The organism is Paracoccus sp. Ld10 (assembly GCF_045064235.1).
GTDB lineage: Bacteria > Pseudomonadota > Alphaproteobacteria > Rhodobacterales > Rhodobacteraceae > Paracoccus.
Genome location: NZ_JBISHD010000032.1, coordinates 50,689 through 75,856, shown reverse-complemented (window position 1 = coordinate 75,856; position 25,168 = coordinate 50,689). Strand labels below are relative to the sequence as shown.

General features: G+C 62.1%; 25 protein-coding genes, 1 tRNA gene and 2 pseudogenes. 13 read left to right on the top strand and 15 right to left on the bottom strand.

What is annotated here, in order from left to right; all coding sequences use genetic code 11:
* Position 1 precedes the first annotated feature (1 nt).
* Positions 2-1,195: a 4-oxalomesaconate tautomerase gene (locus ACJJVR_RS14225; protein WP_405405531.1), complete on the bottom strand. Its 1,194-nt coding sequence runs from the start codon at positions 1,193-1,195 to the stop codon at positions 2-4.
* On the opposite strand from ACJJVR_RS14225, the gene ACJJVR_RS14220 reads away from it, so the two are divergent.
* A complete protein-coding gene (locus ACJJVR_RS14220) occupies positions 1,196-2,110 on the top strand; it encodes a LysR family transcriptional regulator (protein ID WP_405405529.1) in 915 nt (304 codons plus the stop codon).
* A 134-nt stretch (positions 2,111-2,244) separates the two neighbouring features.
* Here the strand turns inward: ACJJVR_RS14220 and ACJJVR_RS14215 are convergent, their stop codons facing one another.
* Entirely contained in the window at positions 2,245-2,565 is a 321-nt protein-coding gene (locus ACJJVR_RS14215; RefSeq protein ID WP_405405528.1) for a GNAT family N-acetyltransferase, read from the bottom strand.
* A 385-nt stretch (positions 2,566-2,950) separates the two neighbouring features.
* Between ACJJVR_RS14215 and ACJJVR_RS14210 the strand changes: the two genes are divergently transcribed.
* Positions 2,951-3,708, top strand: a protein-coding gene (locus ACJJVR_RS14210; protein WP_405405526.1) for an IS5 family transposase whose coding sequence is annotated in 2 segments (ribosomal slippage) — positions 2,951-3,269 and positions 3,269-3,708 — 759 coding nt in all. Because the reading frame shifts where the segments join, the coding sequence is not laid out codon by codon here.
* Here the strand turns inward: ACJJVR_RS14210 and ACJJVR_RS14205 are convergent.
* The gene (locus ACJJVR_RS14205) at positions 3,639-4,679 is read right to left on the bottom strand and encodes a tyrosine-type recombinase/integrase (RefSeq protein WP_405405524.1); all 1,041 of its coding nucleotides are present in this window, start codon (positions 4,677-4,679) and stop codon (positions 3,639-3,641) included. The genes ACJJVR_RS14210 and ACJJVR_RS14205 overlap by 70 nt on opposite strands.
* Positions 4,680-5,247: 568 nt before the next feature.
* On the opposite strand from ACJJVR_RS14205, the gene tnpA reads away from it, so the two are divergent.
* From tnpA to grxD, 5 genes and pseudogenes are all read left to right on the top strand, one after another.
* A complete protein-coding gene (gene tnpA / locus ACJJVR_RS14200; RefSeq protein ID WP_405405521.1) occupies positions 5,248-5,649 on the top strand; it encodes an IS66-like element accessory protein TnpA in 402 nt (133 codons plus the stop codon).
* Positions 5,649-5,996: an IS66 family insertion sequence element accessory protein TnpB gene (gene tnpB / locus ACJJVR_RS14195; protein WP_405406458.1), complete on the top strand. Its 348-nt coding sequence runs from the start codon at positions 5,649-5,651 to the stop codon at positions 5,994-5,996. The genes tnpA and tnpB overlap by 1 nt, the downstream gene beginning before the upstream one ends.
* 152 nt (positions 5,997-6,148) lie before the next feature.
* Positions 6,149-7,577: pseudogene (tnpC, locus tag ACJJVR_RS14190) on the top strand (IS66 family transposase); the annotation flags it as partial.
* A 1,213-nt stretch (positions 7,578-8,790) separates the two neighbouring features.
* A complete protein-coding gene (locus tag ACJJVR_RS14185; protein WP_405406456.1) occupies positions 8,791-9,033 on the top strand; it encodes a BolA/IbaG family iron-sulfur metabolism protein in 243 nt (80 codons plus the stop codon).
* 32 nt (positions 9,034-9,065) lie between these two features.
* Positions 9,066-9,428, top strand: coding sequence for a Grx4 family monothiol glutaredoxin (gene grxD / locus ACJJVR_RS14180; protein ID WP_405405519.1), 363 nt, complete (start codon positions 9,066-9,068; stop codon positions 9,426-9,428).
* Positions 9,429-9,465: 37 nt separating this feature from the next.
* Here the strand turns inward: grxD and ACJJVR_RS14175 are convergent, their stop codons facing one another.
* Complete coding sequence (locus ACJJVR_RS14175; RefSeq protein WP_405405517.1) at positions 9,466-10,128, bottom strand: hypothetical protein; 663 nt, start codon at positions 10,126-10,128, stop codon at positions 9,466-9,468.
* A gap of 10 nt (positions 10,129-10,138) precedes the next feature.
* Positions 10,139-10,570, bottom strand: coding sequence for a YqjD family protein (locus tag ACJJVR_RS14170; RefSeq protein WP_405405516.1), 432 nt, complete (start codon positions 10,568-10,570; stop codon positions 10,139-10,141).
* 403 nt (positions 10,571-10,973) lie between these two features.
* Here ACJJVR_RS14170 and ACJJVR_RS14165 point away from each other — a divergent pair.
* Positions 10,974-11,147: pseudogene (locus ACJJVR_RS14165) on the top strand (transposase); the annotation flags it as partial.
* 361 nt (positions 11,148-11,508) lie between these two features.
* Positions 11,509-11,649 carry a hypothetical protein gene (locus ACJJVR_RS14160; RefSeq protein ID WP_405405514.1) on the top strand — a complete coding sequence of 47 codons (141 nt, stop codon included), beginning with the start codon at positions 11,509-11,511 and terminating at the stop codon, positions 11,647-11,649.
* A gap of 49 nt (positions 11,650-11,698) precedes the next feature.
* Here ACJJVR_RS14160 and ACJJVR_RS14155 read toward each other — a convergent pair.
* The 4 genes from ACJJVR_RS14155 to ACJJVR_RS14140 form a co-directional block, all read right to left on the bottom strand.
* Positions 11,699-11,782 (bottom strand) — tRNA-Leu (locus ACJJVR_RS14155).
* Positions 11,783-11,893: 111 nt separating this feature from the next.
* Entirely contained in the window at positions 11,894-12,850 is a 957-nt protein-coding gene (lipA, locus tag ACJJVR_RS14150; RefSeq protein ID WP_405405513.1) for a lipoyl synthase, read from the bottom strand.
* A gap of 93 nt (positions 12,851-12,943) precedes the next feature.
* Positions 12,944-13,852: a LysR substrate-binding domain-containing protein gene (locus tag ACJJVR_RS14145; RefSeq protein WP_405405511.1), complete on the bottom strand. Its 909-nt coding sequence runs from the start codon at positions 13,850-13,852 to the stop codon at positions 12,944-12,946.
* Between the two features lie 74 nt (positions 13,853-13,926).
* A complete protein-coding gene (locus ACJJVR_RS14140) occupies positions 13,927-15,072 on the bottom strand; it encodes a DUF6456 domain-containing protein (protein WP_405405510.1) in 1,146 nt (381 codons plus the stop codon).
* Between the two features lie 216 nt (positions 15,073-15,288).
* On the opposite strand from ACJJVR_RS14140, the gene ACJJVR_RS14135 reads away from it, so the two are divergent.
* Positions 15,289-15,624: a DUF6477 family protein gene (locus ACJJVR_RS14135; RefSeq protein WP_405405509.1), complete on the top strand. Its 336-nt coding sequence runs from the start codon at positions 15,289-15,291 to the stop codon at positions 15,622-15,624.
* Between the two features lie 3 nt (positions 15,625-15,627).
* Here ACJJVR_RS14135 and ACJJVR_RS14130 read toward each other — a convergent pair whose 3' ends face one another.
* The gene (locus ACJJVR_RS14130; RefSeq protein WP_405405506.1) at positions 15,628-17,178 is read right to left on the bottom strand and encodes a helicase HerA-like domain-containing protein; all 1,551 of its coding nucleotides are present in this window, start codon (positions 17,176-17,178) and stop codon (positions 15,628-15,630) included.
* Positions 17,179-17,673: 495 nt separating this feature from the next.
* On the opposite strand from ACJJVR_RS14130, the gene ACJJVR_RS14125 reads away from it, so the two are divergent.
* Positions 17,674-18,438 (top strand): invasion associated locus B family protein, encoded by a 765-nt coding sequence (locus ACJJVR_RS14125; RefSeq protein ID WP_405405505.1) that lies wholly within the window; start codon positions 17,674-17,676, stop codon positions 18,436-18,438.
* 75 nt (positions 18,439-18,513) lie between these two features.
* Here the strand turns inward: ACJJVR_RS14125 and ACJJVR_RS14120 are convergent, their stop codons facing one another.
* The 4 genes from ACJJVR_RS14120 to ACJJVR_RS14105 all read right to left on the bottom strand — a co-directional run bounded on the left by ACJJVR_RS14120 (position 18,514) and on the right by ACJJVR_RS14105 (position 22,902).
* Positions 18,514-19,722, bottom strand: a complete 1,209-nt coding sequence (locus tag ACJJVR_RS14120) for a beta-ketoacyl-[acyl-carrier-protein] synthase family protein (RefSeq protein ID WP_405406455.1) — start codon at positions 19,720-19,722, stop codon at positions 18,514-18,516.
* Between the two features lie 86 nt (positions 19,723-19,808).
* Positions 19,809-20,075 (bottom strand): acyl carrier protein, encoded by a 267-nt coding sequence (locus ACJJVR_RS14115; protein ID WP_405405504.1) that lies wholly within the window; start codon positions 20,073-20,075, stop codon positions 19,809-19,811.
* A 12-nt stretch (positions 20,076-20,087) separates the two neighbouring features.
* On the bottom strand, positions 20,088-21,188 hold the full coding sequence (gene lpxD, locus ACJJVR_RS14110) for a UDP-3-O-(3-hydroxymyristoyl)glucosamine N-acyltransferase (protein ID WP_405405502.1): 1,101 nt from the start codon (positions 21,186-21,188) through the stop codon (positions 20,088-20,090).
* A 70-nt stretch (positions 21,189-21,258) separates the two neighbouring features.
* A complete protein-coding gene (locus tag ACJJVR_RS14105) occupies positions 21,259-22,902 on the bottom strand; it encodes a murein L,D-transpeptidase (protein ID WP_405405501.1) in 1,644 nt (547 codons plus the stop codon).
* 315 nt (positions 22,903-23,217) lie between these two features.
* On the opposite strand from ACJJVR_RS14105, the gene ACJJVR_RS14100 reads away from it, so the two are divergent.
* Positions 23,218-23,781, top strand: a complete 564-nt coding sequence (locus ACJJVR_RS14100; RefSeq protein ID WP_405405500.1) for a YcbK family protein — start codon at positions 23,218-23,220, stop codon at positions 23,779-23,781.
* A 133-nt stretch (positions 23,782-23,914) separates the two neighbouring features.
* Positions 23,915-24,499: a TetR/AcrR family transcriptional regulator gene (locus ACJJVR_RS14095; protein WP_405405498.1), complete on the top strand. Its 585-nt coding sequence runs from the start codon at positions 23,915-23,917 to the stop codon at positions 24,497-24,499.
* Here the strand turns inward: ACJJVR_RS14095 and ACJJVR_RS14090 are convergent.
* Complete coding sequence (locus ACJJVR_RS14090) at positions 24,496-25,113, bottom strand: TetR family transcriptional regulator C-terminal domain-containing protein (RefSeq protein WP_405405497.1); 618 nt, start codon at positions 25,111-25,113, stop codon at positions 24,496-24,498. The two genes, ACJJVR_RS14095 and ACJJVR_RS14090, sit on opposite strands and share 4 nt — an antisense overlap.
* Positions 25,114-25,168: the final 55 nt, after the last annotated feature.

Genomic DNA, 25,168 nt, shown 5'->3' with positions numbered 1-25,168 from the left:
ATCAGGCGACCTGATCGCGCACATGGACAAAGCCATCGAACAGGCGCCGGGCCGTGCGGATGACCATGGCGCGGGTGACGATACCGGTGACCGGGTCCTGTTCAATCTCGACCGGGGTCTGCCCGGAAGGATGCTCGATTATCAACCGCCGGCGGCCATCGGCCTCGGGTTCGGGCAATCGGGCCAGACGATGGGCGATCGTGCCGGGCGTGCAGCAGGCTGATGCGATACAGACCGCACCGGTAATGGCGACCGCCGTGTGACAGGAATGCGGCATGAAATAGCGCGCGGTGATCGTCGCGTCGCCCGAGGGCGGGGCAAGCAGGATCGGCTTGGGAATGACCATTTGCGAGACATCCCCCAAGCCCATGAGACGTCCCGCCTCGACCCGCAGCGTCTCAAGCCGCTGCATGAAGGCCCGGTCCGCATCCAAATCTGCAGGCATTTCCTGCCCCGTCTTTCCAAAACTGCCTGCATCCACCAGCATCGCCGCGACGGCCATGTCGAACAGGCTGACTTCGGTCCCGTCGATCAGATCGCTGCCGGCATCCGTCGGCAGCAGCTTGCCGGTCTTGGACCCCGCCGCATCCAGAAACGCCAAGCGCACCGGGGCTGCAGTGCCAGGCACGCCTGCGATCACGGTATCACCTTCGTAATCGACCACGCTGCCGGGGGTCTGGACAATGGCCTCGATCCGCTTGCCCGTATTGACGTTGAAGATCGTCAGCCGCGTTTCGGGATCCGCCGCCGCAACAAGTCCTTGCTCAATGGCGAAGGGGCCGACAGCCGCCAGCATGTTGCCGCAATTAGGCGCCGTATCCACCGAAGCCCGCTCGACGTTGACCTGCGCGAACAAGTAATCGACATCTGCATCCGGCCGCGCGCTGCGTCCGACGATGGCGACCTTGCTGGTCAGGGGATTGCCGCCGCCGATCCCGTCGATCTGCAGCGGATGCCCCGACCCCATCGCCGAGATCAGCACCGCATCACGCGAGGTGAGGTCGGAAGGCAAGTCGCTGGACAGGAAGAACGGACCGCGCGAGGAGCCGCCTCGCATCAGAACACAAGGGATTTTTTGCATGATTTGGGCCTTCTCGAACTGCCTCGGGCAGCTGCCCTTTGGATTGGCACAGACTTGCCAGAGTTGTAGGATTGTGTGAAATGCAATGATTGGAACGTTTATTGCGTCAGGCACATGAATATCGATCTGGAAGACTTGCGCGCTTTTGTGGCCACCGCGGAAATGCAAAGCTTTCGCGCTGCTGCCGACAGCATCCACCTGTCGCAGCCAGCTCTGACCCGGCGCATCCAGAAGCTGGAAGCGACGCTTGGTGTGCCGCTGCTGGAGCGGACGACCCGCCGCGTGTCCCTGACTGCCGTGGGCCGAGATTTCCTGCCCCGTGCGCGCAGGCTGCTGGACGATCTAGAAACCTCATTGATGTCGGTCCGCGAGATAGCGGAGCGGCGCTCGGGGCTGGTCAGCATCGCCTGCATCCCCACGGCAGCCTATTACTTCCTGCCGGACGTGATCAGCGCCTTCACCGCTGAGTTTCCCGCCATCCGTTTTCGCATTTTGGACGCAGGCGCAAATGAGGTGCTGCAAAGCGTCCTGAACCGCGAGGTGGATTTCGGGATCACCCTGCTGGGCGCGGACGATCCTGACGTCGCGTTCGATCCTTTGATCGAAGAACCGTTCCTGCTGGCCTGCCGACGCGATCATCCCCTGGCCGGCCGGTCTTCAGTCAGCTGGGAAGAACTGGCCGATCACCGGTTCGTCACTGTAGGGCGGTCCAGCGGCAACCGCCTGATCATGGATCTGGCACATGCCAAAGCCAATGTCAGGCCGCGCCCGTTTTTCGAGGTGCAGCACCTGTCTACCTCGCTTGGTCTGGTCGAGGCCGGATTGGGAGTGGCTGCCTTGCCTCGCATGGCGCTGCCCGCAGGCCCGCATCACACGATCGCGACAGTCCCCCTGATCCTGCCCGACGTTACGCGGACCGTCGGCGTCGTGCGCGTGCCGGGATCGCGACGCTCACCAGCAGCGGAGCAGTTCTATGACATGCTGCTCAGTCGCTGGCGGTTGGGGGATGATTCAAGACGGCAATTGTAACCATCGGCCCTATCCGGTCGTTGGTCGCTCGACGGATGCTCTGTGCCGCTTCTTCAAACCGGACGTTCGTGCATGGCGCGGCGCGAATGACTAGCCACGGTCCGCTCTGCGGGACGAAGCGCACGTTGGCTACCTCAGCGATGAACCATGATCAGCTCGTCCACTTCGCGGCCATCGTCAATCAGTGCCGCTGGGATTTTCCCTACCCTATCAAAGCCGTGCAGCTCATAGAAACGAATGGCCCTGTCGTTGGTGTGGTTAACGTTCAGTTCGAGTTGGTGCACTCCCACTTCCTTCGCAAAGCCCATAACTGCCTGGAGAAGCTCATCCGCCAAGCCCGACCCGCGTTCGCTTTCGCGCATGTAGACCATGACAATTGTTGCGCGGTGAGACCGTTTTTCCCCGCGCTGGAGCATCAGGCCAATGATTCCGACAGGATCTTGACCCTTCAGCATCGCGAAGACAGGGATCTACATTCTTTCAAGCCACTCTTCGTCTGAGAGGGACGACCAATCTGCGAATGTGTTGGCAAATGCTGACGGAGCCATCTTCAACGATTCCAACCGGATCGCTTTGAAGATTGGTAGATCTTCAGCTTCCAATTTCACTACTCGCCTGCCACCCACGGCTTCCCCCTATCTTGTGAGAGACAACTTCAAGGATGGCAGCCAAGGACGCAAGGCCTCCAACGTCCACTATGGGTTCATTCGCGTCGATCAACCGCCCCTGACGGCGGAACGGGCGCGGGAGGCCCCCACCCGCGCACTCGGCCCCTAGGCTCCAGACCCATTGATTTTACGCCCTTTGCGTGATTCAGGCCGCCGCAAGGAGACCTGATCGATGAGCAACTTGTTCTGGCTGACCGAAGCGCAGATGGCGCGCCTTCGCACGTTCTTTCCCAAGAGCCATGGCCGCCCACGCGTGGACGATCTGCGGGTTCTGAGCGGCATTATCTTCATCAATCGCAATGGCTTACGGTGGTGCGACGCACCGAGGGAATATGGACCGGCCAAGACGCTTTATAATCGCTGGAAGCGTTGGAGCGATAACGGGGTCTTTGCTCGGATCATGGTCGGCCTGGCCGCAAAGGACACCGATCCCAGGACGATCATGACCTGCGCGACGTATCTGAAGGCGCACCGCACGGCGTGTAGCCTGCGTGCGAAAAAGGGGGGCGCGGTCGCCAGATCGGTCGAACGAAAGGCGGCATGAACACAAAGCTGCACGCCGTCACCGATGCGAAAGGTCGGCCCATTCGCCTCTTCATGTCGGCAGGACAGGTCAGTGACTATACCGGCGCAGCGGCGCTTCTGGACAGCCTGCCGCAGGCCGACTGGTTTCTGGCAGACCGGGGCTATGACGCTGACTGGCTGCGAAAAGCGTTGCAGGACAGAGGGATAAAAGCCTGCATCCCCGGCAGGACGTCGCGCAAGAAAACCGTGAAATACGACAAGCGCCGCTACAAAAGGCGCAATCGCATCGAGATCATGTTCGGTCGTCTGAAGGACTGGAGACGTGTCGCCACCTGCTACGACAGGTGTCCGGAGACATACCTCTCTGCTATCGCTTTGGCCGCAACCGTCCTGTTCTGGCTGTGATCAAGAACGAGTCCTGAACCTAGCTTCAGCAGCGTGGCGTCCGAAACGGGCTTGCCCGTAACCGTGCCGGGGAAGATCAGCGCATCCACGTCTTCGCTGTCGGATACCTCCTGTGCCGCGTGCAGGATCGACACCGCTGCCTTTGACAAGGGCACGCTGTGGGCTTTCTTCGCCTTCATGACCGACGCCGGCCGCGTCCAGACAGGCCCACCCTCGGCCTTCCAGTCGATCTGCCCCCACCGGGCTAGCCTGACCTCGCCGGACCTGCTGGCGGTCAGCACAAGCAGCCGGAAGGCCAGCTTGGTTGACACCCCTGCCCCGCTGCGTTCGACAGCGGCCAAGCAATCGGCCACGTCGGAATAGGCCAAGGCCTTTCGGTGGGCCTTCGCCTGCTTGTCTTTCGGTAGCGCCTGGGCGATCGCCACAGATGGGTCGTCCTGCCGCCAGCCCTTCGCCACAGCCCACTTCATGACCATGCCGATACGCTGCTTGACCCGCCGCGCTGTCTCGCGCTTTTCGTTCCAGATCGGGGCCAGCACAGCCAGCACGTCGCTGGTCGAGACATCCCCGACCCTCGTCTTGCCGATCCGCGGGAACGCGTAGCTTTCCAAGGTGCTGATGAACTGCGCCGCATGCTTCTCGTTGCGCCAACTCGGCTTGTGCAGCTTGTGCACTGTCCGGGCAGCCTCCTCGAATGTCGGGACAGCCTCGGCCTCTTTTCGGGCCTGCAGTGGATCCACGCCATCCCGTACCAGTCGCTTGTTCTCCAGTGCCACCTCGCGGGCACGAGCCAGCGTCACCACTGGCGGGCTTCCAAGCCCAAGCTCTCGCCTGCGCCCCTGCACTATGATGCGCTGCATCCACGATCGCGCGCCGCTGGGCTTCACCAGTAGGTAGAGCCCTAAGCCCCCGCCGTCGTGGTACTTGCCCGGCGCCAGTGGCGCACGGATCTGCACAGCGGTCAGCTTCACCGATTTCCGGGTTCTGGTTTCCTGCAATCGACCCCCCAAACGTCCCCCCAGGACATTCGCGATGGTAAGGGACGAATTGAGAACGCGCAAGAACGTAAGTCCGCGCATTACCCTGCAATTGCTGCATATTTAGGAAGGATTGGGAACCCTCGGGAAGTGTCCTTTGCGGACACCCTCTCCGCCACAATCACGTGTGATCAATCGCAATCAATGTAATTCATTGACCCGTCGCACGCCCCATCACCGACCGATTTTTTCCACGGCCACAATTGTCCAACGGATGTGATGGGTTTTTTGGTGCGCCGTGACAAATGTCATCCTCATGAATTTTGCGCAACGGTTTGCGATGATGCGATGGGCCGAGGTTCGCGTTCCTACCACGATCATGATCGATGCGACCTCTTTGAATGCGCAACGCATGGGTCGCAGCCTGCGCAAATAAGCCGAAGCGGTCGCTGATCGCTCGAACCGAATGGTAACCGGCGTCTGAACCCCGCATCGCTTGGCTGACGCGGTGCTGCGAAGTCCTTTCATCGGCTGATGAGGAGTGCGTTTCGCAATAGGTGCCATGAATTCGTTTTTCACTTTTCTGGGCGTCGAGATCTATGCGTCGGGGCATCGCCGATGGCCGAACGACGTGAAGGCTCTGGTGGTCGCCGATACACTTGAGCCCGGTGCCAAGGTGAATGCTGTTGCAGATCGGTATGGTGTGCAGCCGAACCAGTTGTCGGCGTGGCGGCGGCTGGCGAAGCAATGGAAGCTGGTACTGCCATCTGCACCGACCGACGAGCCAGTTTTCGCCCCGCTGGTGATCTGCGACCCGGGGCCAGCGCTATCCTCTTGCGGAAGGCTGCCGGTTGCTGAGCAGATCCGGATCGTGATTGGCGAGGTGAGGCTCGAACTGGCTGCGAACACGCCCGCCGTTCGGCTGGCCGAGATCGTTCGGGCCCTCGGAGCAGTGCCGTGCTGATGCCGTCGCAGGGCATGCGGGTCCTGGTGGCGACCAAGCCGGTGGACTCCAGTAAGGGGCACGATGGATTGGCGGCGCTTGCGCAGTCGATGTTGGCAGAGGATCCCTTTACAGGCACGGCCTTTGTGTTCCGCGCGCAGCGCGCCGACAGGCTGAAGATCCTGTTCTGGGACGGCAGCGGGTTGGTGATGGCTTACAAGCGCCTCGAGGCCGACAGCTTCACCTGGCCGGCTATCCGGGACGGGGCCATGACCTTGAGCCGAACGCAGTTCGAGGCGCTTTTTGCCGGTCTCGACAGGCGCCGGGTCCGGCCTCTGGAAACCCCGAAGCCAGCCGTTGCAGAATGACCTGAATGCAATAAAAAACATTCAACTACAGTCGGATCATGGTATGATGACTTTATGTCCGCGTCTCCATCCATCGTCCTGTCCGCCATCCCCGAAAGCCAGCGCCCCGCTGTTCTAGCCGCGCTGCGTGACCGGGATGCGCTGAAAGAACCAACCGGCGGCTGGAGCATCTGATCGCCGAGCTGGATCAGGTCTTGCATGGCAAACGCTCCGAGAAGCTGAACAACGACGGGCGTCAGCTGGCTTTCGAGGATTTCGAAACTGCCGCGGCCGAGGCCGAGACCCGGCAGGATGCGGAGGCCGCGCCCCGCACGCCCCCACGCCGAGCTGCTCGCCGCAATCGCGGGCACCTTCCGGAGCCTGCCCCGCGTTGAGCGGGTGATCGATCCGAGCAGTCTGCTCTACACTTGTGGTTGTGGCGAGATGCACCGCATTGGCGAAGACCGGACCGTGCGGCTGGATATCGTGCCGGCACAGCTGCGGATCATCGTGACCGTGCGCCCCAAACATGCGTGCCGCAGGTGTGCCGAGGGCGTGACCCAGGCACCGGCACCCGCACACCTGAGCGAGGGCCGCCTACCCACTGAGGGCGCCTTGGCGCATCTGCTGGCGAGCCAAGTATGCCGATCACCTGCCATTGTATCGCCAAAGCCAGATCCTCGGCCGCGCAGGCATCGAGCTTCACCGCCGCACGCTGGCCGATTGGGTCGGCACCGCCGCCTTCCACCTCGCCCGGTGGTTGATCGGCTGACAGAGCACCTGAAGACGTCGAGCAAGCTGTTCAAGGACAAGACCACTGCACCCGTGCTCGATCCTGGCCGAGGCCGGACGAAGACGGGCTACATCTGGGCCATGGCGCGCGATGACCGCTCATGGGGCGGTAAGGATCCCCCCGGCGTGGTCTTCACCTATGCGCCCGACCGCTTGGGCGAAAACGCAGAGCGCATCATGCAGGGCTTTGACGGCATTCTGCAGCTGAATGGCTGTACCGGATACAATCGCCTGACGCGCCAGTCCCGGACAGGTGGCACGCCGATCACCGTCGCCCATTGCTGGGCGCATGCCCGGCGCACGCTGAAGGAGATCTTCGATCGCGACGGATCCGAGATCGCAGCCGAAGGTCTGCGCCGGATCGCCGAGCTTTACCGGATCGAGGCCGAGATCCGCGGCATTGGCCCCGGCCAACGAATCTCGGACGGCCATGCGCGCACTGCGGCGCTGGTCGCGGCCTTCGGCGAATGGCTGCAGGCGCAATGCCGGCGCGTATCGATGAAATCGCGTCTCGGTGAAAAGCTGGCCTATATCCACCGCCACTGGGACGGGCTGCAGACCTTCCTGCGCGATGGCCGTGTCGAGATCGACTCCAATAATGTCGAGAACCTGATCCGACCGACTGCCCTGAATCGCAAGAATGCGCTCTTCGCCGGCCATGACGAGCGCGGTCGGTCCTGGGCGCGCATCGCCTCTCTGATCGCCAACGCAAAGATAAACAGCGTCGAACCCTTTGCCTACCTGAAGGCAACCTTGGAAGGCGTGGCCGCCGGTCATCCACAAGCAAGGATCGACGATCTGCTGCCTTAGAACTTCAAACCGTGAAGCTGAAAGCAGGTGAGGCGGCGCCGCCGCTTACACCGAATGGTTCGAGGCCAAAGGAAAATGCTTGGGGGCAACTTTGTCTGAAGAGCGCATATTGCGCTGCATTCCGTCAACAACGCGGAAGGCCGATCCATCCGGTTATTTAAGTCGGCAGGGCAGTTCTGCGATTATAAGGGGCGCACTATGAGCAGCCTTTCATAGGCTAATGAGTTTTTGGCGGACCGAAGAAATAGCGCCGAGTGGCCGCGAAAAGCGTTGCACGGCTAAGGGGTAAACGTTGGAACCGCCATTCGGAAAACGCAATAAGACCGTGAAATACGACGGGTGCTGCCTCAGACGTCGCGACCGCATTGTGGTAGGCCGAACCGTGTCTTTATCTACGCCAGCGGACGACTTGCTATCTCACGCCAGCAAGCTGAACCGACCGAGTACGGCTCATGCTTTGGCGCGATTGGCCTCAGCTTCCAGATATTACGGGGTGGAAACTGCAGAAGAACATGACAGCTCAGAAGACACGTCCAACGGATTGATATGCCGAAAGAAGCCAACCCATTCCAGACGTCGCGTATCATCAGAGTGCCTACATAGCGCCCCACCGACGGCAATGCCTATGATTACCAATGTCTCAAATTTGGCGCCCACGTCCATGAACCGACATCCGCTGCCACGCTCGTAGCCGCAGCGTCATTGGTAGGGGGATGGTGGTTTGGGTGCGGTTCCTGCGCAAAGCCGGTTGCAACCGGCCACCGACCTTCAACCGATGAAACGACCGGTATGGCGACCTGCCGCATAGTATATTGAGAAAACATCATGCTCTGCCGTTCATTTCTTAACCCATTCAGGCTCATTCCCGGAACCACCGGCTGCTGGCTCGCGTCTGTCTGACAGAACGAACATCAGAGGATATTTGATATGAAAATCGCAACTATGGGACTGCTTGGTGCAATTCTGCTGCTGTCGGCATGTGGCACCACCGTGGGTGAGCGTGCGGCAACCGGTGGTCTGTCTGGCGCCGCTGTCGCAGGTCCGGCAGGCGCAGTCGTCGGCGGTACCGTCGGTGCCGTCAGCGCCACGCAATAACACCACCATCAACGAAACAGACGGCCGCGCCCTACCGGGCAGCGGCCGTTTTGGTGCTGGCCTTGCGGCGCATGTCGGCATCCCCTACATCTGTAGTGACAAAGACAAGGATCCGCCCATGGCCATGGAAGCGCACGACATAGAGGCCCTTTTGCGTGTCTCTTTCCCCGACGCAAAAATTACGATCACAGATTTGGCGGGTGACGGTAATCACTACGCCGCAGAGGTTGTCGACGAAAGTTTTCGCGGACTGAATCGTGTGCAACAACAACGGTCGGTTTATGCTGCATTGCAGGGGAAAATGGACGGACCAGCCGGAGAGCTGCATGCGCTGGCCCTTACCACCAAAGCGCCTGACTGACGCGCGCCCTGCCCTATACAAGGATTGCTGAAATGAGCGACGCAAATACTCGCATACAAGAACTGATTGATGGAAACGATGTTGTTTTGTTCATGAAGGGCACCCCAGAGATGCCGCAATGCGGATTTTCCAGCAGGGTTGCAGGCGTTCTGAATTACATGGGCGTGCCTTATCAGGGCGTAAATGTGCTTTCGGACGCGGAAATCCGTCAGGGCATCAAGGACTTCTCTGATTGGCCCACAATCCCGCAGCTTTATGTCAAAGGCGAATTTGTCGGCGGTTGCGATATCATTACTGAAATGACGCTGTCGGGCGAATTGGATCAGTTGCTGGACAAGAAAAGTGTCGCGTTCGACAAGGACGCCGCCGCGAAAATTCGCGAAGCAAACTCGTAACGACCACTGAAAAAGGGCGCCGGGGCGCCCTTTTTAATTACAGCAGATCATCGACGTCGTAGTCCGGGTGGTTTGTTCGTCCTCGCTCCCGCAGTGCTGCGGCAAGTGTAACACCGACAGCAAATGCGCCAACCAGTTTGGTTATAGATCCCGCGTTACTGTCAACCGCTTGCTGCAATTGGTGTCCTTCATCGCGCACCCTGTCACGTGCCGCAGCGACATTTGACGATGTCAGGCCAGCAGCACGAGCGGTTTCACGAACGCTTCCAAACAGCTTCTGCTCAGCGCCAGATGCCAGCTTTGTGGCCCGCGACCCGGCTTCATCCATCAGCGAATGCGCCTTGGATTCGGCCATTCCGATTACACGGTTGGCCTCAGACTTGGCGCGGACAATGGCAGCTTCCGTGGCAAGCGAGACACGGGCTTCGACCTCTCGTTTCAGATCGTCCGTTGTCGGCATCTGATGCCGGCGCTTGGACGATGCAGCCAAAAGGATGATCATGAGGACAATCAGGCCTCCGCCGATCGTCAGCGACGCCAGCGCAGATCCCCATTCCATTTCAGTGGCAAGCCACGACCACAATGCAGCGGTCAGAAATCCAGCGGCAACCAATCCGGTGACGCCGGCGACGGCCTTGATGGCCGTGCGCCGAACTGTATCGCCGGCCGCTTCTTGGACACGTCGGGCGAAATCAAACATCAACCCGACCTCAACGACGCGAGATCAGAAGACCGACCAGAAAGCCGACGCCTGCCGCGATGCCCAGCGCCTGAGCGGGGTTGCGACGCACCATTTCTGAAACTTCGTCATAACGCTCTTCGGCGTAATGGGCGACTTCGGTCGCTTTCTGCTGGCCAGCATCATAGAGACGCTCGGCCTCGAGCCGCGCACGGTCAGCATAGTCCTGTCCGGTTTCCTTGGCACGCTCTGCGTAGTATCGTCCGGTTTCCACAGCGTCATCAGCCAATGCCGTGCCACGATCCTTAAGACGTGCGGCACCAGAGTTCTCTGAAAGCTCGCGCGCGGTATCACGGATATCGTCGCCGATCTTACGCGCACCGTCCTTGAGATCTCCGTGTGCTTCGTTCGCAGCCGAACGGGCGTCACGCTTGATGTCATCTGCGGTCGGGTTCTGTGCCATGATAAAATCCTTTCATCGGTGTCTTTTCACCGTCGATGGACAAACCGTCACAGGTCTGGATTGTTCCCAAGGTGGCAAAAATTCTTTGATTTAGAAAGGCTGTAGAGCCATGAGATTGCCCGCCGCCAGACACTGCGACAGGGCATTGTTGCAACACTTCGTGTGATGGCGTGATTTCCACCTGCTGCGCTAATGTTGGGCCAGCCGGTCGATCTTGGCAGTGCCGAGTGCGTTGAAATGGTTCATCAATGCGATGCGGATTTGAACTTCGGCTGTCTTGCCCCGCCGTACGGTGCACGATTTGGGGTTAGTCTGTTCCTTGCAAGAGCGACCGAGAAGGAAGCGATTAGGGTTCACCGGGGCACAGATCATCGGCATTCTGACCCCGTAAGAGGCCGGACTTGGAGCGGAGGATCTGTGCTGCAAGCAGGGTGTCAGCGATGCGACCTTCTCCAAATGGCGCGCCAGGTTCGGCGGCATAAAGGTATCCGACGCGGAAAAGCTGAATCCTCTGAGGGCCAAGAACGCCAAGGTGAAGACGCTGCTGGTCGAGCAGATACTGGGAACGGAGGCCTGATGCGCGGCGTCGTGCCATTAGTTGGGCCATGAGCCTGTGGGGGTGTCGGCAGCGCCACGGCACGGGGCCGCGTATCGGGTATGTGCTGCGCATGCGCTGGTCAAACATTGACGGCGACGGGGTCTTGCCCCCACGAGGCAAGACCAAGGCAGCGTAGTGCGTTTCGGTCACGGCACCTCTTCGTGCGCTCATTAATTGCAAACCGCACATTGGCCGAACGATCTGCCAATATAGGCCGCATTTCAAGCAGCTGAGCTGTTCCTCCGCCTCGGCCGGCCTCAGGTACGAAAGGTCCCGTGACATCGACGGCCTGCGATAAGCGGCCGCGGCCGGGCTGGCGGCCGTAGGTTGTAGCGACGAGATGATCGGCGCGATCACCGGCCATAAGACTATGGCGATGATCGTGAAATATGCCGATCCCGCCCGCCAGCGCGCTTGGGCTACTGATGCCCGAGAGCGGCGCGGAACGAACATGGCATGGCATGTTGAGAAGGGCGATTGAGACAGGTCGCTATACAGTCACCTGTCGAAAGCAAGCAGTAGAAAGGGCGTGGTAGGGGCGGCCGGACTCGAACCGGCACTCATTGCTGAAACGGATTTTGAATCCGTCGCGTCTACCATTCCGCCACGCCCCCGGACTGGTCCAGGCGCCCCTTCGACGGCGGTCCCGTTGGACCGATGCGCTTGGCGTAATTCCAGGCGCGACGATTTGCAAGAGGCGGCGTGCGCCTACCTGCCCGATGAGTTCAGGCGCGCCCCAGTTTTGCCAGACGTGCGTCACGCAATTGCGCGAAATCATCGCCTGCATGATAGGATGACCGCGTCAGCGGTGTCGCCGACACCATCAGGAAGCCCTTGCCGTACGCGGTCTTTTCGTATCCGGCAAACTCTTCGGGGGTGACAAAGCGATCCACGCGGTGGTGCTTTGGGCTGGGCTGCAGATACTGGCCAATCGTGATGAAATCAATATCAGCCGCACGCATGTCGTCCATGACCTGCAGGACGCTTTGGCGATCCTCTCCAAGGCCGACCATGATGCCGGACTTGGTGAACATCGTCGGGTCCATTTCCTTGACCCGCTGCAACAGGCGCAGCGAATGGAAGTAACGCGCGCCGGGACGGACCTCCGGGTACAGGCCCGGCACGGTTTCCAGGTTGTGGTTGAAGACGTCGGGACGCGCCTCGACAACGGTTTCCAGCGCGCCGGGTTTTGATTTCAGGAAATCGGGCACAAGAACTTCGATCGTCGACGTCGGAGACCGGTGACGGATCGCGCGGATGGTCTGTGCAAAGTGGTCTGCCCCGCCATCGTCAAGGTCATCGCGGTCGACGCTGGTGACAACGACGTGGTTCAGGCCCAGCTTTTGCACGGCATGGGCGACGCGACCGGGTTCAAACGTGTCGAGGGCCTGCGGCTTGCCGGTTGCGACGTTGCAGAACGTGCACCCACGGGTGCATATCTCACCCATGATCATCATCGTGGCGTGCCCCTGGCTCCAGCATTCGCCGACATTGGGACAGCCCGCCTCTTCGCAGACTGTCGACAGGCGATGCTCGCGTAGCAAGTCGCGCGTCTGCTTGTAGCCAGCCGAAGTGGGCGCCTTGACGCGTATCCAGTCCGGCTTTTTGGGCTGGGCCTGATCGGGTCGGTGCGCTTTTTCCGGGTGACGCTGATCCGGGATCCTGAGGTCGCGCAAGGTCATGGTCCTTTCAATCGCGGTTCGTGCAGAAATAGGGGGTTTGCAATGATTTGGCAACGCACCGACAGACCTTGCATACGCATGACTGTCTTGCGCTCATCCCGCATCCAGCAACGGGCGTGCTGCGGCGGTCAAAAGGCGCGCCAGATCATCGAACCAACCCTGCGCCGGGGTCGAAGCACGGCGCATCAGCACGACCTGCCGGGCCGGTTGCGTACCAGGGAACCGAATGGCTGTCAGACCGGGTGCCGCGGCCAGTTCCTGCCGACGGGCGATTTCAGGCAGAAAGGTCAGGCCCATGCCCTGCGCGGCCAGCCTGCACAGCGTGGAAAGCGATGCCGCTCCCAAGTCAAGGCGGGCCGAGCGTCGGTTCAATCCGCACACCTCAAGCGCCTGGTCGCCCAGACAATGCCCCTCGTCCAACAGCAACAGCTGGCCCGGGTCCAGGGCATCCGGAGACAGTGGTCGGGTGCGCAATTCGGCGATGCGTGCCGCGCTGCCCGCCAGCAGAAACCGGTCGGTGAACAGGGGAACGGCGCGCAGGCCCATCCCCTCGGGCGGGCTGGCCACGACGATCGCGTCAAGGCGCCCCGCCTGCAACTCATCCAGCAGATGATCCGTCTGCGCCTCGCGCAGGTGCAGGTCGCGACCGATGTCACGGGCGCGCAGGATCGGCAGTGCCTCTGGCAGCAAATAGGGTGCAACCGTCGGGATCATTCCCAACATCAGCCGCCCGCCCTGCCCCGGCTGCCGCAGATCCTGCTGAAGGTCGGTCATCGCAGCCATCACCCGGCGGGCGTGGTCCTGCAATGCCCGGCCCTTTGGCGTCAGAACGACCCCCTGCGGCGTGCGTTCGACAAGCTTGGCACCGACTTCGTCCTCCAACGCCCGGATCTGCATCGACAGAGCGGGCTGAGTGACGTTGATTGATTCGGCGGCGCGCGTGAAATGGGTATGCTGCGCCAACGACAGGAAATAGCGAAGCTGGCGCAGCGTGATGTTCATAAGGGGGCCTGATCGAAAATGGATACGATGTATTCGCCATCTTATCGACTGCGCCCCCCGCGCGGCAATGGGCTTCAACCGATAAGGCGAGATCCCTTGCCATACGTGTCAGCATAGTGACGCTCCAGTCGCATCAGGGCCAACCGCAGAACAATCTTGCCGGACCGGGCCGACCAACCAAGGCGTCGCTCTGTCATCTCGATCCCCTCCAGAAAACAACAGACCCTCAGCACGATGTCTCCCATGCCCGGCCCAAGGTCGCGCAGCGCGACGGCAACCCGGTCACGCGCCGATTCGGACCCCCCGCGATAGCCGCCGCCACCATGCGACACATCGATCCCCGACGTCATGAAGCCATCCCAGTTCTGGGTGACACGTGGACCCATCTGCGCCAGCTCAAAATCTTCGCGCAGGCGTTCGCCGGCAGTCACCATTCCCGGCGTCAGGAACGCCTGACCATCGTGGTCGCGCCTGCGTGCCAGCACCAGCAGCGGGCTTTCGGCGATGTTCACGCGGGTTTGGCGGCGGCGGCCGTCCTCGGGGTCTTCAATCACGCGGTCCTCCCACACCCGGTGGCGGTCGCCGTGGTCAAAGGTGGCTTGCGCCTCGGCCATGCCGTGGCCGGGCTGTGCGTCGCCTTGCACAGGCTTGGCGTCGGCAAAGGACGATGGTCCCGGCACAGCGCCGCGCTGGCGCGGAGACCGCAACATCTGACGCAGGGCCTCGCGCCCGGCAGGCGCGATCACATAGCGCTGGATGCGTCCGCCGCCGCGGGTCTGCACCACCCATCCCTTCAGCGCCATCATCTCGGCCAGGGCACGCTCCAGAACCGCGGTGCGAATGTCGTCGCGGGTGACGATCGCCTTGTCCATGCCGGGCGCCGAGGCCATGCAGGCGCCAGGTTCCGCCAACCGGCGCAGCACGCGCAGCGCCTGACGTTCCTCGGGTGCCACGGCCCCTTCCGGGCGGGGTGCCAGGGCGGCGTCCACCAACGGATCATCACGGCGCGCCTCGAACCGGCGGATGCGGCGCAGGATCGTCGAGGCATGAACCCCGGCCTCGCGCGCCAAAGCGCGGATCGTCACACCGTGATCGACGTGGCGCAGATACAGGCGCGCATCTTCGGTCATGTCGTCTTGCGCGCAGGCCTGCCCCTGCACCTGCACACGGTGCTCCGCGATGCCCGAGTGGATTGCGAAATCACCGGTCAATATGGTCATGTCAGGTCCCTTGTCGTCCTCGGGCAGCCCGGCAGCAGACTACCCTGGGTTGAATTCTTTCCCTGTGGTTAACAGGGTGTTTCTGCACATAGCGGCAACATTCCCTAACAATTCCTAAAGAAATCTTGACCGACCGCGCGATGCGACAGGGGTTTTGGCAACACACCTTTAGGTTGTGTGAAGGTGATCACGTGGCAAATGCAGAGGATCAGCCCCATGACCGCAGTCTCGAACGTGATCGTTTTTCGTCCCCGCCCCGCGAATCAGGGCCTGCGTCGTCCAGGAACGCTGATCCGGGCCGCCCGCGAAGGTCAGAAGACCTGGAAACGCGACCGCGACCTTCCCCGCCTGCTGCGCAGCGACCGCTGCCCGGCGCCTGGCGCGGTCCTGTCCCGCCTTCGGGCGGAGGAGCAGATCCAGAACGACCTGCGCGTGACCCAGGCCGCCGAATACGACCTGCGCCGACATGTGCTGCTGGTCATTGCCATCCTGGCGGAAATGCGTGCCGCGATCGACGCCGCGCCGATGCCCGCCACGGCCATCGCCCTCTAGCGCTCAGCGATTCTTGATCAGGGAACCCAGAACACCCCGGACCAGCGCCTGCCCGGTCCGGGTCCCCAATTGCCGCGCCAGACTTTTGCCAAAGGTCTGGACGATGCTGTCGGACCGCCCACGCGGAGCAGCCTTTTCGCGCGCCGGTGCCTGATAGGGCCGCCCCCGCCCCGCACCCGCGGGCATGTCGAACAACCCGTCATCCTGGTTCGCCGCGCCGGTTTCCCGGGCTGCGGCCTGGGTCTTGCGGGCCAGCATTTCATGCGCAGAGTCGCGATCCAGCGGCGTGTCGTACTTTGCCCCCATCGGGGATGCGTCCCGGATGGCCGCCCGTTCCTGATCCGTGATCGGCCCCACCTGACTATAAGGTGGTCGGATCAGCGTCCGTTGAGCGATCCCCGGCACGCCCTTGGGCTGCAAAAACGATGTCACAGCCTCTCCGGTGCCAACCTGCTGAATGGTCTCGGCAATATCGAAATCGGGATTGGTGCGGTAATTCTGCGCCGCGTCGCGCAGCGCCTTTTGATCCTTTGCGGTAAATGCCCGCAGGGCATGCTGAACGCGATTGCCCAGTTGGCCCAGAACCGATTCGGGAATGTCTGCGGGGCTTTGGGTCACAAACCAGATGCTGACGCCCTTGGACCGGATCAGGCGGGCGACGCGCTCGACCTTGTCGATCAGCGCCTTGGGCGCATCGTCGAACATCAGATGCGCCTCGTCGAAAAAAAACGCGACGCAGGGCTTGTCCGGGTCCCCCACCTCGGGAAGTTGCTCGAACAATTCCGACAGCAGCCACAGCAGGAACGTGCCGTACAGACGTGGCGCATTCATCAGGCGTTCTGCCGACAGAATGTTGATGACCCCACGGCCATCCGCGTCCTGACGGATGATGTCGCTCAGCGCCAGGGCCGGTTCCCCGAACAGGTTCGCGCCGCCTTCGGTCTCCAGCACAAGCAGCGCCCGTTGAATTGCGCCCACGCTTGCGGCGCTGACATTGCCATATCGGGCCGAAAGCTCGGTCGCATTCTGACCGACCCAGACCAGCATCGACTGCAGGTCCTTGAGATCCAGCAGCGGCAATCCCTCCTCGTCGGCGACGCGAAAGGCGATGGCCATGACCCCCTCCTGGGCAGGGGTCAGGTCCAACAGTCGCGACAGCAACAGCGGACCCATCTCGGCGGGGGTGGTGCGGACCGGATGGCCTTGCTGGCCCCACACGTCCCAGAACGTGACGGGATAGGATGCGTATGTCAGGTCGATCCCGATCTGGCGGGCGCGCGCCGCAAACGGCTCATGCAGCTTGCCTTGGTCGGACCCGGCCTTGGCCAAGCCGGCCAGATCACCCTTTACATCGGCCAGGAACACCGGAACGCCCGCAGCGGACAGGCTTTCGGCCAATGTCTGCAATGTGACCGTCTTGCCGGTGCCCGTTGCGCCTGCCACCAGGCCATGGCGGTTGGCCAACCTCAACAACAACGTTTCATGTGTCGCGTAGGCAGCGCCCGCACCGCCGACAAAGATCGTGCCCTTATCCGCATCCAGAACCGAAACCATCGCATCCCCCATGAAAAACTCTGCGCAGCGCACGCGCTGAAAAGACAATTTTAACGCTTTCATGGCAAGGTGAAGTTATCCGGAGCACAGCCGTGGCCCGGACCTTCCTCCCTGTTGGACTGCCGCGCCTCAGGGCGCGGCCTTTTTTTGTCTGCCGGATTTATGCCGGCCAGAGAAAACCCATTGCGTGTTGACGGATCACGCCCGCGCGACTAACTTGGCTGACAATGATGACCGGCCAGTCCGGCAGGGAGAATTACGCAACGCGTCGATGGCCGTGGTGAAAGCCACGGCCTTTTGCATGGATAGGTTGCACGTGACCGGCCCCCAGGCTTTTGCCCCCAACATCACCGCAGTGGCAGGCACCCGGCAATTCAAGGGTACCTTGACGGACCTCAAGGCTTGGTGACGATTGGTGTCCGAGCGAGGGACTGACAAGGTCTGGACGCCATGCTAAATCATCTGCAATGCGTTGAGCAAAAGAAAGAAAGATCCATGTTCATCAGACCTTCGCACGCGCTGCTGGCCGCATTGGCCCTGATCACCGGCCCTGCGTTCGCCCAGGACACCCCTGCCCCCACCACATCCGAGGCAACCGCCCCGGAAGCCACCGCCACACCTGAGGCTCCCGCCGCAGATGCGCCTGCAACCCCCGCAGATGCCCAAGCCGCCCCCGCCGATGCCCCAGCCGCCGAGGCTGCACCGACGGGTCAGCCCGCGCGCGATCCGAATGGACCGGGCAGCTATTACGCCAAGTCCGAACATGGCGACTGGACGATCCGCTGCATCCGCGCCGATCAGGGCAAGGACCCGTGCGAGATGTACAAGCTGCTGACCGACGAGGATGAGAATCCGGTCGCAGAACTGACCATGGTGCCGCTCTCAAATGGCGATGTGGCGGCCGGCGCAACGTTGGTTGCGCCACTGGAAACCGACCTGATCGACGGCCTGGGTTTTCAGGTCGGCACCGGAGAGATGCGAGGCTATCCGTTCAGCTTTTGTGCACCGGTCGGCTGCATCGCGCGCCTTGGCTTTACCGCCCAGGAACTGACGGGCATGAAGGCTGGCAGCAACGCGACCGTGCAACTGCTTCCCTTCGGTGGGGACCCGGACTCGCCGGTCCAGCTGAGCATGTCGCTGGCCGGCTTTACTGCAGCCTTTGACGAGTTGGCGGCCTATGCGGCAGAACCCGCACCGGCTCCGGCCGCAGACGCGCCTGCGGCCGAGGACGAGCCCGCCGAGGACGCCCCGGCAGAGTGATTGACCACCGCGTCATCTGAAAAAAAGGCCGCGTCCTTTGGGATCGCGGCCTTCCTTATGCGTCGGAGATGAGGATCACACGCGGCGCAGGGCGATCACGGCGTTCAGCCCGCCAAAGGCGAAGGCATTCGACAGCACCGCATCAACCCGTGCCTCGCGCGCCTCGTTTGGAACCACGTCCAGCGCGCATTCCGGGTCGGGTTCCTGATAGCCGATGGTGGGCGCGATCACCCCATCGCGCAGCGCCATGATGCATGCCAACAACTCGACCGCGCCGGTGCCGCCAATCAGGTGGCCGTGCATCGATTTTGTCGACGACATCATCAAACGGTCCGCATGATGGCCGAACGCATGGGCCACAGCCGCGCATTCCGTCTTGTCATTGGCCGCAGTGCCCGTTCCGTGGGCATTGATATAGCCGATATCCTCGCGGTTCAGGCCCGCATCGACCATTGCCCCGGTGATCGCGCGTTCCGCCCCCTGGGCCGACGGCATGACGATGTCCTGGGCATCCGACGACATGGCAAACCCCACGACTTCGGCCAGAATCTCGGCGCCGCGGGCGCGGGCATGTTCATAATCCTCGAAGACGAATACGCCCGCACCCTCACCCTGGACCATGCCGTTGCGGTTGGCACTGAAGGGACGGCAGGCGTCCTTGGACATCACGCGCAGACCTTCCCACGCCTTGACGCCGCCAAAGCACAGCATTGCCTCGGAACCGCCCGACAGCATCACGTCTGCGGCGCCTGACCGGACCATCTGGAACGCCAGCCCCATCGCATGGTTGCTGCTGGCACAGGCGGTGGCGACCGTGAAGGCGGGGCCGCGCAGGCCGAATTCCATGCTGACATGGCTGGCCGCGGCGTTGTTCATCAGTTTGGGTACGACAAAGGGATGGACGCGGTTCTTGCCCTCTTCATAGACGGCGCGATAATTTTCGTCCCATGTGTTCAGGCCGCCGCCCGCCGTGCCCAGAATGACCCCGGACCGCAACCCGAGCGCACCCTGGAAATGCAGCCCCGACTGTTCTACCGCCTGCTTGGCCGCAAGCAACGTGAACTGGGTGAACTTGTCGTACAGCAAAATCTGCTGGCGGTTGAAATAGGTTTCGGGTGTCCAGTTGTGGACCTGCCCGCCGATCTGGATCGACAGGCGGTCAACATCGCGGAAATCCAGTTGCGTGATCCCGCAACGCCCTTCGCGGAACGCCTCCAGGGTGGTGGCGACATCATGGCCAAGCGCATTGATCGTGCCCGCGCCCGTGATCACCACGCGACGCAACCCGCCGCGGCAGGTCATCTCGGTCGCGGGCCTGATCGCGGGTGCCGCGCGGCCGGCGTCGATCAGCGCCTCGTCAACGGGAACGCTCATGCGTCCCTTTCCGCGACCAGGCGCTGCACGGCGGCGATGATCGTGCCCATGTTCGAGATGTCGAATTCGGACTTCTCGGGTTCGTTCGCGTTGAACGGAATCGAGATGTCGAACTCCTCCTCGATCGCAAAGATCGATTCGACCAGACCCAGGCTGTCGATGCCCAGGTCCGCCGGTGTGGCCTGATCGGTAATCTGGTCGGGGTCCAGCATCGCCTGCTCCGCGATGATGGCCCGAATGCGCTGCGTGATGTCGTCGGTCATGTCGCCTCCTGTTCAGCCTTTTTCCAACAGGCGTGTAACGGTTTCCTGAAGCTTGGATAGCTGTTGTGCGAAACGCGGCAACCGCCGCATGGCCTTCTGGATCTCCATCTGGGTCTCCATCTTGACGGCTGGGTTGCCCAGAACCACACGGCCCGCAGGTACGCGGGAATAGATTTTGGTCGCGCCCCCCGCGATCACGTCGTTGCCGACGTGGATGTTGTCGCTGACGCCCACCTGCCCCGCAAGCACAACCCGGTCGCCAATGACCGACGACCCGGCAATACCGACCTGACTGCACAAAAGGCAGTCGCGGCCGACAACGACGTTGTGGCCGATCATGACAAGATTATCGATTTTGGTTCCGTCTCCGACACGCGTCGATCGTATCGTGCCGCGGTCGATTGTCGCGTTCGCACCGATCTCCACGTCGTGACCCAGCTCGACCGCGCCAAGCGAATGGATGCGTGTCCAGTGCTGTTGGGTCACTTCGGCACGGGCCCCAAGGGTGCGACGGATCTCCTCGATCCCGGATTCCTCGGGCGTGACAAAAGAAAACCCGTCGCCGCCGATCGTGGCGCCTGGCTGCACGATCAGCCGGTCCCCCGCAACCACATCATGGCCGATGCGCACGCCCGGATGGATCAGCGCCATGGCCCCGATGCGCGCGTTACGCCCGATGCTGACATGCGCCCCAATCCGGGCACCTTGCCCGATCTGGACATGCGCGCCGATCACCACGAATGGCCCAATCGCGGCGTCTTGACCGATCGTGGCTGAGCTGTCGATGACAGCGGTCGGATGGATTCCTGGCGCGATGTCCGGACCGGGATCAAAAGCGCGCGTCAATCCGGCCATGACCAGACGCGGACGGGGGGCAAAAATGGCGGCCTTCAATCCATAGGCGTCGGGATCCATGCCCTGCGCAAGGATGGCGATGCTGCCGGGTTTCAGCATTTCCGCGTATTTCGGTGCCATGGCCAGGGCCAATGTCCCGCCATGCGCATCAACCGGACCGACCATCGCGGGCTCTGCTGCGCCCGATACCCGGATCGACTGGTCACCCCAGCACTGCGCGTCCAAAGCCCGCGCTAGCTCACCCATCGTCAGGACCATGGCCCCCCCTTTCGCGCAAGCACTTAGCGTGTTTGCGGGGCTGCTGCCAGTGCCTGCGTCGCGGGCCGGGTCACAACCCTGGGTTCAGATCCGCCACCACCGCGGGTGCCGTTACGCCGAACCCCTCTGCCTGCAGCGCGTCCCAGATGCGGGCATCGCGGCCATAGATATCGTCGAACAGCCCGATGCGCCCGTCGGGACCGGGCCATGCGGTGAAATAGACCAGATGCACGGGCACCGGGGGCGTCAGCGACAACCACGTTTCACGCTCGCGGTCGCGGGCGCGCTGGAACATCGCTGCCGGATCGTCGGTCTGGCGCGACAGCAAGGCGCGTGCCAGATCGACCGGATCGCCGATGCGGATGCAACCGTTCGAATCCGCGCGCACCCGGTTGGCGAATAGGTGCTTGGACGGGGTGTCGTGCAGATAGATGTTCCAGCGGTTGGGGAAGATGAACTTGACCACGCCCAAAGCGTTGTCATCACTGGGCTTTTGTCGCAGGCGGAACGGAAAGCTGGCGGCCGTGTAGCGGCTGAAATCGATGCCATCGCGCGCCAGCACCCGACCGGCGCCATCAACCACGTCAAGATGCGACAGTGCATGCCTGTTGCCCTGCAGCCGGGGCAGGTAATCGCGAACGGCGATGGACCGCGGGACGTTCCAGCTGGGATTGACCACGACATGGCCCATCAGTTCCGAAAACTCGGGCGTGCGCATATCGGGCGTGTCCTTGCCCATGACGCTACGCGTGCGAAAGACCTCGGCTCCGTTCTCGACGATGGTGGTGCTGAATTCGGGGATATTGACCCAGACGTGGCGGCTGTCCAGATCCTCGGACGCCATCCACCGCATGCGCTCCATCGCGACCAGAATCGCACGCTGCCGGGCGTCCTGGCCCGTGGCACCGTCGCCGTTCAGCGCAGCGATCGTCTGTGGCCCTGCCACACCATCAGCGGGAAGCCCTGCCGCGCGCTGATAATCGGCCACCGCGCGGGTCAGCGCCTCATCATACAGGGCCGCATCCGGCGCGACCTCTGCGTAACCGATCGACACAAGGCGCGCACGCAGATCAGCGACGGGTGCCGCATGCTGCCCCGGTCGCCAGATACCTGTCGCGATGCGGGCAAGGCCCTGCGGTACGACCAGGTCCGCCGGACCTGTCAAAGCCTGCTGCAACGCCAGATAGGCGGGGTGATCAGGCCCCACCCCCGCCAACATGGCCGCAGGATCGGCCGCAGTTTCGAATTGCATCAACAGGGGCGTGACGGACGTGCGCGTTGGCCGGCGCTTTATCTCGGAGTCGACGCGGGTCGGGTCCAGCACGCCCCCCGACAGATCGCGCAACAGGCGCGACAAGGCGCGGGCATGCGCGATCTCGGCCGCAAGACCTTGGGCGGCGTCCAAGCGGTCGGGGTGATAGCGAGCGGCGGGTATTCCGTGACGTGGCGCAGCCCCGATCGCGTCACGCAAAGCGGCGCGACGAGCCTCGGCAAGGGGGCCAAGAAAGATCGGCTGCAGGCCGTTGTTGCCATAGAATGCGGCGAGATCGGGGTCGCCCGATACAGCCGTCGCCATGGCCATCTGTTCCGCAGTGAAATCCAGGCGTGGCGCCACGGCCACGGTCACGTCGCTGAGAGGATCGCGTGCGAATACCGCGCCGGGAACCGCCCCGATCACCCCAGCCAGCATCAGCGCCAGCACGCAATCACGCATCCGAACCGCCATTTGAACCCCCGAAATCAATGGTGCATTGTCCCATGTCGCCGCCATAGGCGCCACGTCCCACGCGTTTGTTTGTGCAGAGGAAAAGCGCTGGTTGCTAAAACGCCACAGGCCCTGCGCCGATCTGCAACATTGCCCGTTATAGGCGAAATCTTGCCGAAGAACGTGCATGGCTCAAGCTTTAGGGCAGAATCCGTTTCGTTGCGCACAGCCTTTTGACATATTGTTAATCAGGTCGGGGATAAACCACGACAAGCCGCGATGCGTCGCCGGCTGAAAAAAACGAAGCAGGACAGGCGATCTGACATGACAATGGACATTATCTCCCGTCGCGGCATCTTGGGTGTGTTCGCGGCCACCACCGTTGCGGCGACTCCAGTGATGGCCAATGCCTTCGGGTTTTTGCGCGGCAACGCAGGCGACATGCGCCGGGTCAAGATGTACAACGGTCGGACCGGTGAAAGCATCGACACCGTGTATTGGGTCGACGGCAAGTATATCCGCGAGGCGCTGAACGAGATCAACGTCTTCATGCGCGACTGGCGCACGGGTGAGGTGATCGGCATCGACCCGCGGATGGTCGACGTGGCCGCCGCGTCATCGCGTCTTTTGCAGACCAATGAACCCTACATGATGCTGTCGGGCTATCGCTCTCCCCGGACCAACGCAATGCTGCGGCGTCAGTCCGGCGGTGTGGCGCAGAACTCCCTGCACATGACAGGCAAGGCGGCCGATCTGCGACTGAAGTCGCGTTCGGTCGGTCAGATGTATCAGGCGGCCGCCGCGTGCCGTGCCGGCGGCGTCGGTCGCTATAGCCGGTCGAACTTTGTTCATATGGATTGCGGACCCGTCCGCACCTGGGGCAGCTGAGCCCAAACGCCCGTCTCGCCACGCGCAAACGCCCTCTGCCAATGGCAGACGGCGTTTTACGCATATTTCGGGCTTGCCGCCGCCACTCTGTCTTGCGACCCTGTGCGCAAGAAAAAGCCAAGATCGGACTTGCATGAGCCCCCTCGAAACGCGCCGCTTCAAGACAGCCAAGACAATTCAGGGCGCAGCCATAGAACTTGCCGTTCGCGACGGCCTGGCCAACGTCACAACCGAGGCGATCGCGCGCCACGCGGGCATCAGCACACGCACGTTCTTCAACTACTATCCCTACAAGGAAGCGGCGCTGATGGGACCGCCGCCCGATTACCCGCCAGAGGCGTCCGATGCCTTTGTCGCGGGCAATGGTCGACTGATCGATGATCTATGCCTTTTGATCGAGGCGCACCTGACCCGTTACCTGAACGAGCGCGAACTGATCGGGGCGATGCTGGCCCTGTCTGATCAGGACCCAAAGCTGGAGGCCCTGCGCAACAGCGCGATGCTGGCCCGGCGCGCTCAGATGCGTACACTTCTGCACCGTCGCATGCCTGGCTCTGACGAGCGTGTGATTGAAATTCTGGCAGCAGCCATTATCGCCGCAACCAATGCCGCAACGAAGGACTGGGTCGCAGGCGTCCGCGAAGACTTTATTGCCGCTGCGCATCAGAACCTGTCGCTGATTCTGACTGCGGCGGAAATGCTGGACAAGCCTGCCTAAGGCGTCAGCAGCTTGCGGTACAGATTGTCCAGAAACGCCGCGCCCTCGGCCACAGGGTCGCGGCCATCACCAAGAACCGCACGGACCTGGGTTTCAAAATCGGCATAGTGCTGAGTCATCGACCAGATCGAAAAGATCAGGTGGCGCGGCTCGACCCGCGCCAGCAGGCCGCGATCCATCCACGCCTCCAGCACGGCCACGGTGCGGTCAACAATCTGGCGAAGATCGCCGCCCAGGATTTCCGTCAGGTGCGGCGCGCCCTGCAGGATTTCATGCGCGAAAAGCCGGCTTTCGCGCGGATAGTCGCGCGACATCAAAAGTTTGGCCTGAACGTATTTGAGAACTTCGGACAACGGGTCTCCATCCGGATCGACCCGGTGCATGGGCGCAAGCCACATGTCCAGCAGAGTTGTCAGCAGCGCCTTGTGGATGTCGTCCTTTGATCCGAAATAGTACAGCACGTTCGGTTTCGACAGACCCGCAGCACGTGCAATCTGATCGATCGTGGCACCACGCAGGCCGTTGGCCGAAAACGCCTCCAACGCACCGTTCAGGATCAGCTCGCGGTTTTTCTGCTGGATCCGGGTCATCTGGGGCATGTTGCTCTCTGTCATCGAATCTCCGGCTCTGGCATGATCCGATTTTGGGCAGATCGGTGGGAATTGTCAC